Below are 13,660 nucleotides of genomic sequence, written 5' to 3' on the forward strand. Positions count from 1 at the left end.
CGGGGAGCCCGCGCCGCATGTCTCTTGGCATGCGCGGCTCGGGGGCGGGCGTTCAGTCGCGGGTGGCGAGTTCCTGGGCCAGTTCCTCGCAGCGCACTCGGGCCGGGGAGAAGTCGTGGGGCAGCTTGGTGACCGCCTCGAACGCGCTCATGCCACCATCCTTGGCATCCAACTCCGGTGTGTCTTCGGCCTCCTGGGCGTGAGCGGCGTCCAGGGCGTCGAGGAGGGCTGCTTCGTCGTCCGCGATCCCTGACTCTTCGATCATCGCCATCAGGGTCTTCTCGAAGGCGTGGCGCCGGGCGGCCGTCCCGGCGACGCGCGGGTCGTCGACGGCGACGGTGTCGTCGAGTGCTTCCTCGGCGGTGTCCACGCGGTCGGACTCGGCCCGGAGTTCGGGATGGGTGGCCAGCGCGATGAACCGGGATGCCTGCACGGCAGCGCCGAGAGGGCCGAAGATCCGCTCGGTGACGAGCAGGGTGTCCAGGTCCGCCTGGCGCAGCGAGCCCTCGGGAAGATTCTTCAGACGGCCGGTGACCGCCTCGGAGAGCAGGCCCATCCGGCTGCCCTCGGCACGCATCCGCCGCACGCCGGCCCGCCGGCGGGCCAGTTCCGCCTCCTGGGCGGCGAGGGCCTCCTCCAGCCGGGCCAGGGTGGCCTCGATGCCGTCACCCTCACTTTCGCCGGTCCCGGCCACGGTCCCGGTGGTGGTGAAGGCCTCACGGATGTCGTCCAGGGCGATTCCCGCGTCGGCCATCTTCCGGATCCACAGCAGCCGGACCACGTCCTGGAAGCCGTAGCGGCGGCGGCCGTCGCCGCCCCGTCCGGGCTCGGGGATCAGGCCCATGTCGTGGTAGTGCCGGATCGCCCGCGGTGTCGTGCCCACGAGGGCCGCCACGTCACCGATCTTGGACTGTCGCGACACGAAGAAGGACATGGGCATCGGTGAAGGACCTTTCACGTACGAACGGGGACAGCTCCACCTGATCACATGACGCTACGGCAGGTGCAAACCCGCACCCGCACCTGCGGCCGGGGCTCCCCGCACCTTCTGCCGGCCGCCTCGCCGGGCGACCCATATCGAGTGACTCACGTCACTTTATGGAGATCTTGGCGTGCCGGTGGCGGCCGTGTCACTCTGTCTGCACGCCTCCCCTGCCCAAAATCCTTTTCAGCAGGGTGAGTTGAGTGCCGCGTTCGTCGCGGCTCCCCGGGACACGACGTCGCAGCGTGCCGGCACCGGCCCCCGGCTTCTCCATCGTCCGCGCCGGCGGCCCCCGCATCCTCGACGGCCCCGCCACGTTCCCCGGCGCCGGCCGCACAGTCCTCCGCCGCGGCCGGGCCACCTCACCGGGCACGGCGGCATCGCCGGTTTCGGCCCCGGTATCACCGCCGGAGTGCCCCTCGGCCACCGGCACACCCCACACCACCACCCACACCACCGACGACGGCCGCGGGGCGAAACGCGGCACGAAAGGAAGCGAATCGGATGACCGGCCTCATCGTTCCCCCCGGCCGGGGGCGGAAGCTGACCACAAAGGCGCAGGAGGTGACCTTCAAGGCCACCAAGGCGCAGGGCTCCTCCCTCTCGGTCTTCGAAGTGGTGGTGCCGCCCGGATTCGATGTCGGGGCGCACGTCCACAAGGATTCGCAGGAGTTCTTCTACGTGCTGGAAGGGCAGTTGCAGCTTCTCGCGTTCGAGCCGACCCGGCGTACCGGGGATTCCTGGCACGACTGGGAGTCCCCCGACGGGGACAGGGCCGTCGAGGCGAACGAGGGTGCTTTCATGTTCGTTCCGCCGAGCACCCCGCACGCGTTCAGGAACGTCTCCGACAAGCCGGCCCGCATGCTGTTCCAGTGCTATCCGTCGCCGTACCACGAGTTCTACTTCGAGGAGATCGCGGAGATCTGGGCGGCCGGCGGGCCGGTGGACCCGGAGGCCGTCGAGCGGATGCGCCGGCGCTACGACGTCAGCCAGATAACGCCGCTTCGCTACGAACCCCCCACCCTCGTTCCTTCCCGGCCGGCCACAGAGCGCGGAGCGTGACGAAGATGACCACCATGGACAGTATTCCCCTGGTCCACGCCAGCCTGGGCGAGCAGGAACTGGCGGCTGTCGCCGAGGTGTTCGCCTCGGGCTGGCCGGCCGGCCAGGGTCCCCGGGGCAAGGCGCTGGAGGCCCAGCTGGCCGAGCGTTTCGAAGTGGCCGGCGCGGTCGCGCTGAGCAACTGCGGTGTCGCGCTCCATCTGGCCCTGCTGGCGCTGGGCGTGGGGCCCGGCGACGAAGTGATCGTCTCCGACTACTCGTTCCCGGCACCCGCGCACGCGGTGCGGTACCTCGACGCGGTGCCGGTCTTCGCCGATGTGCGCGCCGACACCGCGACGGTGGACCCGCGGTCGGTCGCCGATCTGATCACACCGCGGACGGTGGGTGTGATCGTGGTCGACACCGTCGGCCTGCCCGCCGACTACGCGGAACTCAACGCGCTGGCCGAGCGCCACGGCCTGTTCGTCGTCGAGGACGCGGCCTGCTCGGTCGGCGCCACCTACCAGGGGCGGCCGGCGGGCGCGCTGGCCCCGGTGGCCTGCCTGTCCTTCCACGGACGCAAGGGCGCCACGAGCGGAGAGGGCGGGGCGCTGCTGGCCGCCGACCCGGCGGTCGCGGCGCACGCCAGGCTGCGGTCGTCCTTCGGCATCACGAGCATCTTCGACCAGGCGCGGGTCGTGGGCCTGCCGATCTCGACGTTCACCGAGATCGGCTACAACTACAAACTGTCCGACATCGCCGCCGCGATTCTTCAGGTCCAGCTGAGCCGCCTCGGTGAATTCCTGGAGCGGCGCGGCGCTGTCGCGGCACGCTACGCCGAACTCCTCGCCGGCGAGGAGCTCCTGACACTCCCCCGGGTGCCCGCGGACCGCACCCACGCCTGGCAGTCCTACCTGGTGGCGCTGGACGCGGGCACGGACCGCGCGGCGGTCGCCGCCGAGCTGCGCGGCCAGGGCATCGGCTGCGGGCACGGGACATGGGCCTCGCACCGTCAGCCCGTCTTCGAGTCGAAGCAGACGTGCCCGGTCTCGGCGGACCTCTTCGAGCGCCATCTCGCCATACCCATGCACGCCGAACTCACCATGGACCAGGTCGAACGCGTCGCGACGGCCCTGCGTAGCGCGGTCCGGGCCCACTCGGGGCCGTCCCGGACCCCGGGCGGGGCGGCATAGAAGAGGGGTGTGCGGGCGGCGCCCGGAGGGGCTCGACCGGACGGGCTCGACCGGACCTCAAGTGCGGTGGCGGACACTCGGACGCCTGCGGAGGGCACGGGCCCGCGCGGGACCGGTCCGCCGGCCGTGTACCGGGGGGCGCTCCCGGACTTCCGCCGCACAGCCACCTCGTCCCGGCCGGCAGCGGGCGCCGGCAGCGGCCCGCCGTGCCGGCGGACGAGCAACCAGGAAGGGACAGCACTCGCCGTGGAATCCGTGAACGTCGCGATCATCTACTACAGCGCGACCGGCAATGTACACACCCTGGCGCACGCCGCCGCCGAGGGCGCCGAGAAGGCGGGGGCCACCGTGCGGGTCCGCCGTGTCGCCGAGACCGCCCCCGCCGCGGCCGTCGGCTCCAACCCGGCCTGGGCCCGGTACCGCGAGGACCACGCCGGTATCGCCGAGGCGTCCCTGGACGACCTCGACTGGGCCGACGCCGTCCTGCTGGGCACCCCCACCCGGTTCGGCAATCCCGCCAGCCAGCTCCGTGCCTTCATCGACACCGCCGGGCCCCTGTGGTTCCAGGGCAGACTCGCCGGGAAGGTCTACTCCGCGTTCACCGTCAGCAGCACCCTGCACGGCGGGCAGGAATCGACCATCCTGGCGCTGTCCAACACCTTCTACCACTGGGGCGGCATCATCGTGCCTCCCGGCTACACCGACCCCGTCCAGTTCCGGGTCGGCAACCCCTACGGCACCTCCCACGTCACCGGCGCCCCCGGCCACCAGGTACCGCCCGGCCAGGACACCCTGCAGGCGGCCCGCTACCAGGCGCAGCGTGTCACCGACACGGCGGCGGCCCTGAAGAAGGGCCGCGCCGCCGTGTGATGCCGCCCCCGGGGGGACGGAGCGTGTGAGCCCGGCCGCACCGGACAGGTGCGGCCGGGCTCTTTTCCGTCGGCACGTCAGGTGGGGATCCAGCTCCGTTCGATGTGCGGGGTCTCGATACCGAGCGAGCGCATGTGCTCGACCGGGTTGGTGTACTCGCGGCTGGAGACGATCCGGCCGCCGCTGAGGGTGAAGCGGTGGATGAAGTGGTTGCGGTAGCGGCCTTCGGGATAGCCGGGGAAGCGGATCGTTCCCTGACCGTCGCACTCGACCCACACGGCGGCCGGGTCCTGTGTCTCGTAGAGGCGCACGTCGGTCCACCGCCAGTCGGGCAGCACCTCGAGGGACAGCTCGCCGTGCCGTTTCAGCTTCTCGTGGCCCCGGACGGTGATGGGCCCGCCGGTGTCGGTGTAGAAGAGGGACGCGGTGCCGTCCTCGGTGTAGAGGGTGTAGCGGCGCAGCCGTGCCTCGGTGCCGGTCTCCATGTACCGTTCCACGGCCTGCCGGTTGCGTGCTCTCAGGTCGTGGTGGTCGGTGAACACCGCGGTGCGGGTGGCGGGCTGGGTGGAGGGGGATGACGTCATGATGCCTCCCGGCGGGTCGGCGGTGGGTGGTCGGCGGTGGGTGGTGGGGGTCAGGGCTGGAGCCGGCTGGTCCGCCAGGTGTCGCCCTCGCGGTCGTAGCGCAGCCGCTCGTGCAGCCGGTCGGTGCCGTTGGCCCAGAACTCCACGGAGGCGGGTTCGAGCCGGAAGGCCACGAACGTCGCGGGGCGTGGCAGGGGCCGCTGCGGGGTGCCCAGTTCCAGGGCTCTGGCGCGCAGTTCGTCGAACTGGCCGAGGTCCTCCAGCGGCCGGCTCTGGCGGGAGGCGGTGGTCATGGCGTGGGTGAACAGGGGCCGTGCGAACCAGCGGGCCTCGGCGTCGGCGTCGGGCAGCAGGTGTACGGGGCCGGCCAGGGTGATCTGCTGGCTGGTCTCGCGCCAGTACAGGACGCCGGAGGCCCACGGGTTCTCGGCCAGTTCCCGGCCCTTGCGGCTGCCGGAGTGGGTGATGAGGACGATTCCGTCGTCGGTCACCGCGTTGATCGCCACGATGCGGGAGGAGGTGCGGCCTTGGGCGTCGGCGGTCGCCAGTGCGAGGGCGCGGGGCTCGCGCACCCCGTGGGTGACGCTGTTCTCCAGCCATGAGGTGAGGAGCCCCATCGGTTCGGGGGGCGGTGCGAAGAATTCGGGGAAGTGCGTCTCGGTGGTGGCGGTGAGTGTCTCGGAGCGGGTGCCGGCGCGCCCGCCGCCGGCGGCTTTCGCGGGTGTGGTGTCCGGCGTCGACGGATCAGACATGCAGCACTCCTTGCAGGGTGAGGACGCCGTGGCCGGCGACTTCGACGGAGTCGACGCGTTCGCCCTCGCCGTGGACGCGTGCGCCCATGGGAGAGGGGCGGCCGATCTCGACGCCCTGGGTGATCTCGATGTGCCGCCCGTAGGTGCTGAGGCCGTGGCGGGCGAGGTGGATGGCGATGGGGCCGGCGGCGGAGCCGGTGGCGGCGTCCTCGACGACTCCGTACGCGGGCGAGAACATGCGGTTGCGCCAGTGGGTCCCGGAGCCGGCGAAGCAGTTGGCCGCCATGTCGGGGAAGCGGGCCAGGGCGCGGTGGTCGGGGTCCAGTTCGGACAGTGCCTTCACGCTTTCCAGGCCGACCAGGACATGGCGCGGGCCGTTGCGGTAGATCTCCACCGGCAGTGTCGACTCGCCGATGCCCAGGGCCTCCAGGAGTTCGGCGGTGCGGTCGAAGGGTTCCCACACGGGCACCGGCTGGCGCATGCGGGCCGAGACGGCTTTCCCGTCGGCGCGTTCCAGCTCGAAGGGGATGATGCCCATGGCGGTCTCGATCCGCAGGTGGTCCGCGTCGGTGTGTGCGCCCAGGGCGATGGCGGTGCCCAGCAGCGGGTGTCCCGCGAAGGGGAGTTCGTTGACGGGGGTGAAGATCCGCACGTGGGCGTCGGCGCCCTGCCGGGGCTGGAGTACGAACGTGGTCTCCGAGAGGTTCATCTCCTGTGCGATGCGCTGCATCTGTTCGGTGGTCAGGTCGTCGCTCGCGAAGAACACCGCGACGGGGTTGCCGGTGAGCGGTACTTGGGCGAACGCGTCGACGACGACGTACTGGTGCATCTGTTCTCCCACTGGTCGTAGGGCCCGGCCGGTACTCCCGGGGGGGCTCGCGGGTCAGGCGGGGCCGGGGATCCGGTCCGGCACGGTCAGGGCGGCCAGGGCGGCCAGGGCGGTGCCCACGATGCGCGGCCCGTCCTGGGTGAGGACGGACTCCGGGTGGAACTGCATCGAGGCGAAACCGGGGCCGCGCAGGGCGTGGATCTCTCCGGTGGCCGGGTCCCGGCTGACGCGGACCCGGCCCGGGCCCGGGGCGGTGAACTCGTCGTGTTCGCCGACGAGGGCGAAGGTGTTGTAGAAGCCGACGTGTTCGGGGGTGCCGAACATGTCGATCCGCTTCTGTACGCCCTGGTTGGGCACCGCCCGGCGGTGCAGCGGCAGGCCGAGCCTGAGGCCGAGGACCTGGTGGCTGAGGCACACGGCGAGGAAGGGGCGGCGTTCGCGCAGCAGTGTGTCCACGGCCGTGTGGAGGTGGCGCATCTTGGGGTGGGCGGTCTCCCGCGGGTCGCCCGGTCCCGGGCCCATCACGACCAGGTCGTGTCCCTCGAAGGTGTAGTCCTCGTCGAAGCGGCGGACCGTCACGCGCAGTCCCAGGGCGCGCAGTTGCTGGTCGAGCATGGAGGTGAAGGTGTCCTCGGCGTCCACGACCAGGACGCGGCGTCCGGCCAGTTCGGGGCGGGCCGAGGTGCGGGCCGTGGCGTCGGAGAGCCAGTAGCCGGCGATGGAGTCGTTGCGCAGTCCCAGTGCCCGGCGGACGCTGGGGTGGTCGGCGAAGCGTCTTTCTGTTCCGGCGTCCAGCGCGGCGACGAGTGCGGCGGCCTTGGCGCGGGTCTCGGCGGCCTCGGAGGCGGGGTGGGAGTGGCGCACGATGGTGGCGCCGACGCCGATGCCGATGCGTCCTTCGTGGCTGATGTCCGCGGTGCGGATCAGGATCGCCGAGTCCATGACGCGCGCGCCGGTGTCGTCGCGTCCGATGAGCGCGGCGGCGCCGCTGTAGTACTGGCGGCCGGCCGGTTCGAACCGGGTGATGGTGCGGCAGGCGCTCTCCAGCGGGCTGCCGGTGACGGTGGGGGCGAACATCGTCTCGCGCAGGATGTCGCGTACGTCGTGGTCGGTGTGGCCCTCGATGAGGTACTCGGTGTGGGCGACCCTGGCCATCTCCTTGAGGTAGGGGCCCGTGACCCTTCCGCCCGCCGTGCAGATCCGGGCCATCATCTTCAGTTCCTCGTCGAGGACCATGTACAGCTCGTCGGTCTCCTTGCGGTCGTCCAGGAACTCCAGTACGCCCGAGAGGGTGGGGCCCGAGGGCGGGTAGCGGTAGGTGCCGCTGACGGGGTTCATGACGGCCGTGCCGTCCCGGAGGCTGACGTGGCGCTCGGGTGATGCGCCGACGAGGGTCCGGGTGCCGGTGTGGATCAGGAAGGTCCAGTGGGCGCCGGATTCGCCTCGCAGGAGCCGGCGGAACAGTGCGGGGGCGCTGAGCGGCCCGTAGTCGGTGATGTCGGCGACGAGGGTGCGTTTGATGACGAAGTTCGCGCCCTCCCCCGTGCCGATCATCTCCTTGACGATGCGGCGCACCATGTCCTCGTAGGCGTCGTCGTCGATGTCGAAGTGGGCGCCGGCCAGTGTCGTCGGTATGTCGGGGATGCGTGCCAGTGCCTCGTCGAGGGGCAGTTGCTCGCGGTCTGTGATGGTCATCGCCACCAGCGGTGTGCCGTCGTCGGCGCAGTCGAAGCCGCGTTCGGCCAGTTGCCGGTAGGGGATGACGGCGAGGACCTCGTGGTGTGCGCCGGTGCCGGGGGGTGGTGCCGGGGGCAGCGGGATGCCGGCGAGGGTGGCGGGGCGGGACACCGTGCCCGTCAGTACCTCGACGACGCCGGGGCCGGTGGTGGCGGGCCGGTGCAGCAGGGCGAACGGCTGTGAGGGGTCGTTCAGTACCTGGTCGAGCAGATCGGTGTGTGTCATGTGAAGAGCCCCTTGACCGTGGTGACGCGGGCGCAGCGCTCGGCGGCGTAGGTGAGGGCCGAGCGGTGGTAGTCCTGGGAGAAGTCGGCGGTGGCGTCGGCGACGAGGAACGGCTGGATGTCGTGGGTGAAGGCGTCGACGGCGGTGGCGAGGACTCCGACGTGGGCGTAGACGCCGCACAGCAGGAGTTGGTCGCGGCGTGCGGCGCGCATCCGCTGGAGCAGGTCGGTCCTGAAGAAGGCGCTGTAGCGCCATTTGGTGAACAGCCAGTCGTGCGGGGCCGGTGCGAGTGCGTCGGCGGTCTGGCGGTCCTGGGGGGCGGCGCGCATGCCTGGGCCCCAGAAGTCTTTGAGCAGGCCGCGTTCGTCGTCGGTCATGCCGCCGGGCTGGGCGGTGTAGGCGACGGGGATGCCGAGCCGGGCGCACTGGTCGCGCAGGTGCGCCGCGTTGCTGATGAGGTGGTGGCGCAGGGGTTCGGGGAACGGCTTGAGGAAGTAGCGCTGCATGTCGTGGACGAGGAGGACGGACCGGTCGGGTTCGGCTTTCCAGGTCACGGCGGCCGGCGGGAGGTCGCCCTCGGTGGGGAGCGGGTACGCGGGGATGGGAGGTATGCCGGTCATGGCTCCAGATCCTGGCTCGGCCGGTGGCTCGGGCTGTCCCAGGACGAGATGACGGACACGGCCTGCCACGGGGTGAGGCGGGGGTCGCAGTACGAGGTGTAGCGCTCGCCCACGGAGTCGAGGTCGTCCTTGGTGGTGGCGCATTCGGTGACGTCGTCCGGTGTGGTCTCCAGGTGCAGTCCGCCGGGGACGCCTCCCGCGCCGCGTACGGCCGCGACGAATCGGGTGACTTCGAGGCAGAGGGTCTCCACGAGGCGTGTCTTGTGGCCGCTGGGCGCGGTGACGGTGTTGCCGTGCATCGGGTCGGTGAGCCAGATGACGGGGTGGCCCGCGCGGCGTACGGCTTCGACGAGGCGTGGCAGCCGGTCGGCGACGAGGTCGGCTCCCATCCGTGCGATGAGGGTGAGTTTTCCGGGGTCGCGCCAGGGGTCGAGCCGCTCGCACAGGGCGAGCAGTTCTCCGGGTTCCATGGTGGGGCCGACCTTGCACGCCACCGGGTTGCTCACCTGGCGGAGCAGGGCGACGTGGGCGCCGTCGATCTGGCGGGTGCGGTCGCCGATCCACGGCCAGTGGGTCGAGCCGAGGAACAGTCTTCCCTGTTCGTCGATGCGGAGCATGGGGATCTCGTAGTCGAGGAGCAGTGCCTCGTGGCTCGTCCATACCAGGGGTTCCACGACGTCGCGTCCCGCGGCGCGTTCGCGCCAGCCCAGGTGTTCGACGATGTCGCTCGCGGCCATGTATCCGGTGAGGATGCGCAGGGGGTCCGCGCGGCGGCTCTCGCGGTCCGGTTCCGGGCCGTTGACCATGTGGCCGCGGAAGGAGGGGAGGGCGAGACCGTCGATGTCCTCGGTGGGGCTGGAGCGGGGTTTGGCGAACTGGCCGGCGATACGGCCCGCGCGCAGGACGGGTTTGCCGGTGATCAGGCCGAGGGTTCCGGCGAGGACCTCGAGCGTCGCGGCCTTGCGCGCCACCCGGTGGGGGGTGCAGTCCTCGGGGTCCTCGGTGCAGTCGCCGGACTGGACCACCATGGCTTCGCCGAGCGCCACCTTGCCGAGCAGGGCTCGCATGGTGGCCACGTCGTCGGACCGCACCAGGGTGGGGCGGGCGGCGATTGTCCGGCTCACTCTGCTCAGTTGGAGAAAGTCGCTCCACTGGGGCTGCTGCAGTGCCTCCCGGACACGAATCTCCCGTATGACGTCTTTCACGGCGTCCTTCATGAGTGCTCCGATCCGGCGGTGATGCCGTGTCTGTCGGGTCCGGGTTCCCGTCAGGTGGGGATTCCCTTGCGCTTGATCTCCGGGACGGGAATACCGAGCGCCCGCAACTGCTCGAACGGGTTCATGAATTCGCGCTGCCGTTTGATTTTTCCGTTCTCGAACTCGAACGAGTGCAGGAAGTGGTTCTCGTAATAGCCTTCGGGGTAGTCGCCGAATCGGATCTTCCCGTGTCCGTCGCACTCCGCCCAGAAGTAGTCGGGGTCCTGGGTCTCGAAGACCGTGATGTTGTACCACTCCCAGTCGGGGAAGCATTCCAGTGACCAGACGGCGTGATCGGCGAGCCGGTCCCTGCCGTTGATGACGATGGGGGCGCCGGTGTCGGTGGTCCACAGACCGCCGCTGCCGTCCTCGGTGAACAGTTCGTGGCGGCGCAGCCGGTCCTGCCCCTTGGTGTTCATGTACCGCTCGACGACGGCGCGGTTGCCGGATCGTGTTTTTGCCCGGTCGGTGAATTCGTCGGAGATGACGCTTTCGGACACAGCGGCTCCCTGGGTGTCTGGGGGAATCTGGGTGAATGGGGGAAGCGGGTGCCGGAGGCCCCCGCCGGGCCTCCGGCACAGAGGGTTTTTCTGGTGTGCGGCACGGCCGGAGCCGGCTGGTTACGCGACTTTCGTCGCGGAGATGACGGCCTGGACGGGGATGACGTCCGGCGGGATCTCGGAGGGGTCCTTGGTGACCGCCTTCGTCACCTTGAAGCCGCTTTCCTCCAGCCAGCGCTGATACACCGACAGTTTCTGCGGACCGCCCTGTCCCATGGTGCAGCCGATGAAGAACGCGGGGAAGAAGTCGACGTTGTAGTTGTCGGCGTTCTTGATGTCCTCGGGATACACCGGCACCAGGATGTGGACCTGTCCGCCGATCTCGAGCGACTTGTTGGCGCCGTCGAGGATCCTGCGTACGTCGTCCCGGTCGAACATGTCGAGGAAGTGCTTGATCAGGACGGCGTCGAATCCGCGGGGGATCTCGTCGAAGACGTTGCCGCCGATGAAGGAGAGGTGTTCTTCGAGGCCCTCGGCACGGAAGTTCGCCAGAGCGTCGTTCTCCTTCTCCGGCAGGTCGAAGGTGGTCACCCGGAGCCCGGGCGAGTTCTTGTACCTGTAGGTGTGGATCGCGCCGAGGCCGGTGTTGCCGGCGAGGTCGAGCACCCGGGCGCCGGCGGGGATGTCGATGCTGCCGAAGAACCAGGGGTCGATGTTGGCGGTGACGGTGTTCATCAGCCTGAGCCAGGAGTCGTTCAGGTCCTGGTGGTCGGCGACGGCGTCGTAGAGGGTGCCTTCGGCCCCGTAGAGCTCCTTGAGGCCGACGACGGTGCCGGTCCGCGCGCTCTCGGTGAGGTAGAACAGCTGTCGCAGCGCCGTCACCTTGATGAGGTTCATGTAGCGCAGTGCCCGGTCGAGGTCGGTGCCGGCGACGTGCGCGAGTGCGTCGAGGGTGTAGCCGCCGGACTTCTCGTCGTGGGCGACGAAGCCCTCCTTGACCTGGAGAAAGAGGAGTTGCTCCACCGCGTCCGGCTTGGCGCCGACGGCGTCGCCCAGCTCGGCCGCGGTCAGGCCCGGGGTGTCCCGGAGCTTGTCGATGATGCCGAGCTCGAAGCAGGAGAGCAGGCTCATGAACCGCGAGGGTCCCACCATGTACTCGCGGAATCGTGCGAGCGTGGCTTCCGGTGTCAAGGCATTGGCCCTTTCAGGAGGTTGGTTCCGCCGCCGCGGCGGCGGGGTGACGGGGTGTCGGGTGACGGGGGTTCACGCCCGCTGGTCCGGCCGCTGTCCGAACCGGCGGGCCAGCGCGAGCCGTTGCACCTTCAAGGTGGCCGTTCGGGGCAGTTCGGCGTTCGGGATCTGGACGGGGTCGGCGAGCTGGGGGAAGCCGGCCGCGGCCGCCCGCCAGCTGTCGAGGTCGAGCGGCTTGTCGTCGACCGTGCAGACCACCGGCACCGGCTCGGAGTTCGCCCCCTGGACCACGACCAGTTCGGTCAGCCCGTCCAGCTTGCCCAGTACCACGTCCTCGATCTCCAGCGAGCTGCGCACCCCCGGGATCATGTCGACCTCCCGGTCGAGCATGTGCAGGCAGCCGAACCTCGTCCGGTAGCCCACATCGCCCGTCCGCCACCACTGGCCGCTGCGGTTGGTGTCGTAGCGTTCCTGCTCGCCGAAGTACGTCTTCGCCAGCCCGTCCCAGGCCACCTCGATGAACCCCGGATTCTTCTCCGAGGGCACGTCGCCGTCCCGGCTCACCACGCGGATCCGCGCGGCGCCCCCTGGCATGGCCCAGCCCACGCACCGCCCGTTCGCCCTGTGCGCGGAGCGGCGGAAATAGGCGCGCCCCACCGCCGGGCCGACCTCGCTCTGCCCGTAGATCTGGAAGAACAGGGCCCCGCGCCGGGCGGAGGACTTCAGCAGCCTGCTCATCGTCCCCGGATGGATCGCGTCGAAGGTGCCGCTGAAGACCTTCACCGAAGCGAACGGCATCCGGGGGTCGTCCGCCAGCCCTTCCCACTCCATCAGCGAGTTCGGCAGCGCCTCGATCAGCACCGGGCGGTGCCGCAGGAACTGCTCGGCGACAGCGGCCGGGTCCGTCTCGCGCATCAGCAGCACCGGGTACTCCCTCAGCAGCGCCAGGGACATCGCCGCGACCATCCGCGAGTGCACGAACGGCACATGGATCGCGACGGTCTCCTTCTTCCGCATCAGCGACAGCAGCCGCCACTGCGGCAGCAGACGCAGCCCCTGGGTACGAGGGGTGTGCACCACCAGTTTGGGAATCCCCGTCGTGCCGGAGGTGTGGGTGATCACCGCGGCCTCGTCGACCGGGCGGACCCTCGGCCTGATCCGTGGCGCACCCGCGAGCCCGGCGAGGGACACCGTCCCCGGCCCCTCGCCGGCCGGGGTGATCACCCGCCGGGTCAGGTCCGCCAGCGGGACCTCTGCGAGGACCTCGAGCTTCGCCCCGTCGGTGAGCAGCGTCGGCCGGCCCACCCGCTCCAGCAGAACACCCACGGTCGTGGCGTCCAGGGCCGGCGACAGGTTCACGACGACGCCGCCCAGACGGGACACCGCGGCCGCCAGCATCCAGTGGTCGGCGTTGGCCGTCTTGTAGATCACCACCCGCTCGTCGGGCCGCACCCCGGCCGCCCACAGACGGGCCGCCAGATCATCCACGTACGCGGCGTACCGGGCCACCGTCAGACGCCGTCCCGCCTCCGGGAAGACGCCCAGGTCATGGTCCAGGAAGATCGGCGTCGACGGATTCACCGCCGCGGCCATCTCCGGCAGAAGGCCGATGTGCAGACCGCGCTTCTGAATCGATTTATAGGCTGTAGAGCCCTTCATGGAAACTGTCTCCTTCGGAGCACACTGCGGGGTCCTGGGGTCGTCGGGTGCCGTACGCGGGGTGCGGGGCCGGCCGTACGTCAGGCGTGGTGGGTGGTGGTGTGTTGTGTGTCGGTCTGCCAGTGACCGAGGGCCATTTCGGCGGTGATGCCGGGGCCGAAGCCGGCGATGAGTCCGGTGGCATGCGGTGCGGGGGTGTCTTCCTCGAAAAGCCGGCGCGC

At 70.4% G+C, this 13,660-nt stretch carries 13 protein-coding genes and 1 pseudogene; 3 read left to right on the plus strand and 11 right to left on the minus strand.

The genetic code is table 11. The features are described 5' to 3' along the window. Positions 1 to 52 precede the first annotated feature (52 nt). The gene (locus ACFWHU_RS37215; protein WP_387230631.1) at positions 53 to 940 is read right to left on the minus strand and encodes a MerR family transcriptional regulator; all 888 of its coding nucleotides are present in this window, start codon (positions 938 to 940) and stop codon (positions 53 to 55) included. Between the two features lie 546 nt (positions 941 to 1,486). On the opposite strand from ACFWHU_RS37215, the gene ACFWHU_RS37220 reads away from it, so the two are divergent. From ACFWHU_RS37220 to wrbA, 3 genes are all read left to right on the plus strand, one after another. Then, entirely contained in the window at positions 1,487 to 2,044 is a 558-nt protein-coding gene (locus tag ACFWHU_RS37220) for a cupin domain-containing protein (protein ID WP_387230633.1), read from the plus strand. 14 nt (positions 2,045 to 2,058) lie between these two features. Then, entirely contained in the window at positions 2,059 to 3,216 is a 1,158-nt protein-coding gene (locus tag ACFWHU_RS37225; protein ID WP_387230635.1) for a DegT/DnrJ/EryC1/StrS family aminotransferase, read from the plus strand. A 246-nt stretch (positions 3,217 to 3,462) separates the two neighbouring features. Continuing rightward, on the plus strand, positions 3,463 to 4,086 hold the full coding sequence (gene wrbA, locus ACFWHU_RS37230) for an NAD(P)H:quinone oxidoreductase (protein WP_385801147.1): 624 nt from the start codon (positions 3,463 to 3,465) through the stop codon (positions 4,084 to 4,086). Between the two features lie 77 nt (positions 4,087 to 4,163). Here the strand turns inward: wrbA and ACFWHU_RS37235 are convergent, their stop codons facing one another. The 10 genes and pseudogenes from ACFWHU_RS37235 to ACFWHU_RS37280 form a co-directional block, all read right to left on the minus strand. Beyond that, complete coding sequence (locus ACFWHU_RS37235) at positions 4,164 to 4,670, minus strand: PhzA/PhzB family protein (protein WP_385801145.1); 507 nt, start codon at positions 4,668 to 4,670, stop codon at positions 4,164 to 4,166. 50 nt (positions 4,671 to 4,720) lie between these two features. Then, complete coding sequence (gene phzG, locus ACFWHU_RS37240) at positions 4,721 to 5,422, minus strand: phenazine biosynthesis FMN-dependent oxidase PhzG (protein ID WP_385801142.1); 702 nt, start codon at positions 5,420 to 5,422, stop codon at positions 4,721 to 4,723. Continuing rightward, positions 5,415 to 6,251, minus strand: a complete 837-nt coding sequence (locus ACFWHU_RS37245; RefSeq protein ID WP_385801140.1) for a PhzF family phenazine biosynthesis isomerase — start codon at positions 6,249 to 6,251, stop codon at positions 5,415 to 5,417. The genes phzG and ACFWHU_RS37245 overlap by 8 nt, the downstream gene beginning before the upstream one ends. A 54-nt stretch (positions 6,252 to 6,305) precedes the next feature. Then, on the minus strand, positions 6,306 to 8,213 hold the full coding sequence (locus ACFWHU_RS37250; protein WP_387230638.1) for an anthranilate synthase family protein: 1,908 nt from the start codon (positions 8,211 to 8,213) through the stop codon (positions 6,306 to 6,308). Continuing rightward, positions 8,210 to 8,833 (minus strand): isochorismatase family protein, encoded by a 624-nt coding sequence (locus ACFWHU_RS37255; RefSeq protein WP_385801136.1) that lies wholly within the window; start codon positions 8,831 to 8,833, stop codon positions 8,210 to 8,212. Before ACFWHU_RS37255 ends, ACFWHU_RS37250 begins: the two co-directional genes overlap by 4 nt. Beyond that, on the minus strand, positions 8,830 to 10,038 hold the full coding sequence (locus tag ACFWHU_RS37260) for a 3-deoxy-7-phosphoheptulonate synthase (RefSeq protein WP_385801225.1): 1,209 nt from the start codon (positions 10,036 to 10,038) through the stop codon (positions 8,830 to 8,832). The genes ACFWHU_RS37255 and ACFWHU_RS37260 overlap by 4 nt, the downstream gene beginning before the upstream one ends. 62 nt (positions 10,039 to 10,100) lie before the next feature. Further along, positions 10,101 to 10,589, minus strand: a complete 489-nt coding sequence (locus tag ACFWHU_RS37265) for a PhzA/PhzB family protein (RefSeq protein WP_385801134.1) — start codon at positions 10,587 to 10,589, stop codon at positions 10,101 to 10,103. 120 nt (positions 10,590 to 10,709) lie between these two features. Further along, on the minus strand, positions 10,710 to 11,720 hold the full coding sequence (locus ACFWHU_RS37270) for a methyltransferase (protein WP_387230641.1): 1,011 nt from the start codon (positions 11,718 to 11,720) through the stop codon (positions 10,710 to 10,712). A 132-nt stretch (positions 11,721 to 11,852) separates the two neighbouring features. Next, entirely contained in the window at positions 11,853 to 13,439 is a 1,587-nt protein-coding gene (locus ACFWHU_RS37275) for a class I adenylate-forming enzyme family protein (RefSeq protein WP_387230643.1), read from the minus strand. Positions 13,440 to 13,519: 80 nt separating this feature from the next. Continuing rightward, positions 13,520 to 13,660 (minus strand): annotated as a pseudogene (locus tag ACFWHU_RS37280) (type III polyketide synthase); the annotation flags it as partial.

Origin of the sequence: Streptomyces sp. NPDC060366 (assembly GCF_042725135.1) — a bacterium.
Taxonomy (GTDB): Bacteria; Actinomycetota; Actinomycetes; order Streptomycetales; family Streptomycetaceae; genus Streptomyces.

What these genes read in the sequence shown, in the direction of transcription:
- ACFWHU_RS37245 (WP_385801140.1), bottom strand. Translation starts at nt 6,251, where the DNA reads ATGCACCAGTACGTCGTCGTCGACGCGTTCGCCCAAGTACCGCTCACC.
- ACFWHU_RS37215 (WP_387230631.1), bottom strand. Translation starts at nt 940, where the DNA reads ATGCCCATGTCCTTCTTCGTGTCGCGACAGTCCAAGATCGGTGACGTG.
- ACFWHU_RS37250 (WP_387230638.1), bottom strand. Translation starts at nt 8,213, where the DNA reads ATGACACACACCGATCTGCTCGACCAGGTACTGAACGACCCCTCACAG.
- ACFWHU_RS37275 (WP_387230643.1), bottom strand. Translation starts at nt 13,439, where the DNA reads ATGAAGGGCTCTACAGCCTATAAATCGATTCAGAAGCGCGGTCTGCAC.
- ACFWHU_RS37255 (WP_385801136.1), bottom strand. Translation starts at nt 8,833, where the DNA reads ATGACCGGCATACCTCCCATCCCCGCGTACCCGCTCCCCACCGAGGGC.
- ACFWHU_RS37235 (WP_385801145.1), bottom strand. Translation starts at nt 4,670, where the DNA reads ATGACGTCATCCCCCTCCACCCAGCCCGCCACCCGCACCGCGGTGTTC.
- ACFWHU_RS37270 (WP_387230641.1), bottom strand. Translation starts at nt 11,720, where the DNA reads ATGAGCCTGCTCTCCTGCTTCGAGCTCGGCATCATCGACAAGCTCCGG.
- ACFWHU_RS37220 (WP_387230633.1), top strand. Translation starts at nt 1,487, where the DNA reads ATGACCGGCCTCATCGTTCCCCCCGGCCGGGGGCGGAAGCTGACCACA.
- phzG (WP_385801142.1), bottom strand. Translation starts at nt 5,422, where the DNA reads ATGTCTGATCCGTCGACGCCGGACACCACACCCGCGAAAGCCGCCGGC.
- ACFWHU_RS37225 (WP_387230635.1), top strand. Translation starts at nt 2,059, where the DNA reads ATGGACAGTATTCCCCTGGTCCACGCCAGCCTGGGCGAGCAGGAACTG.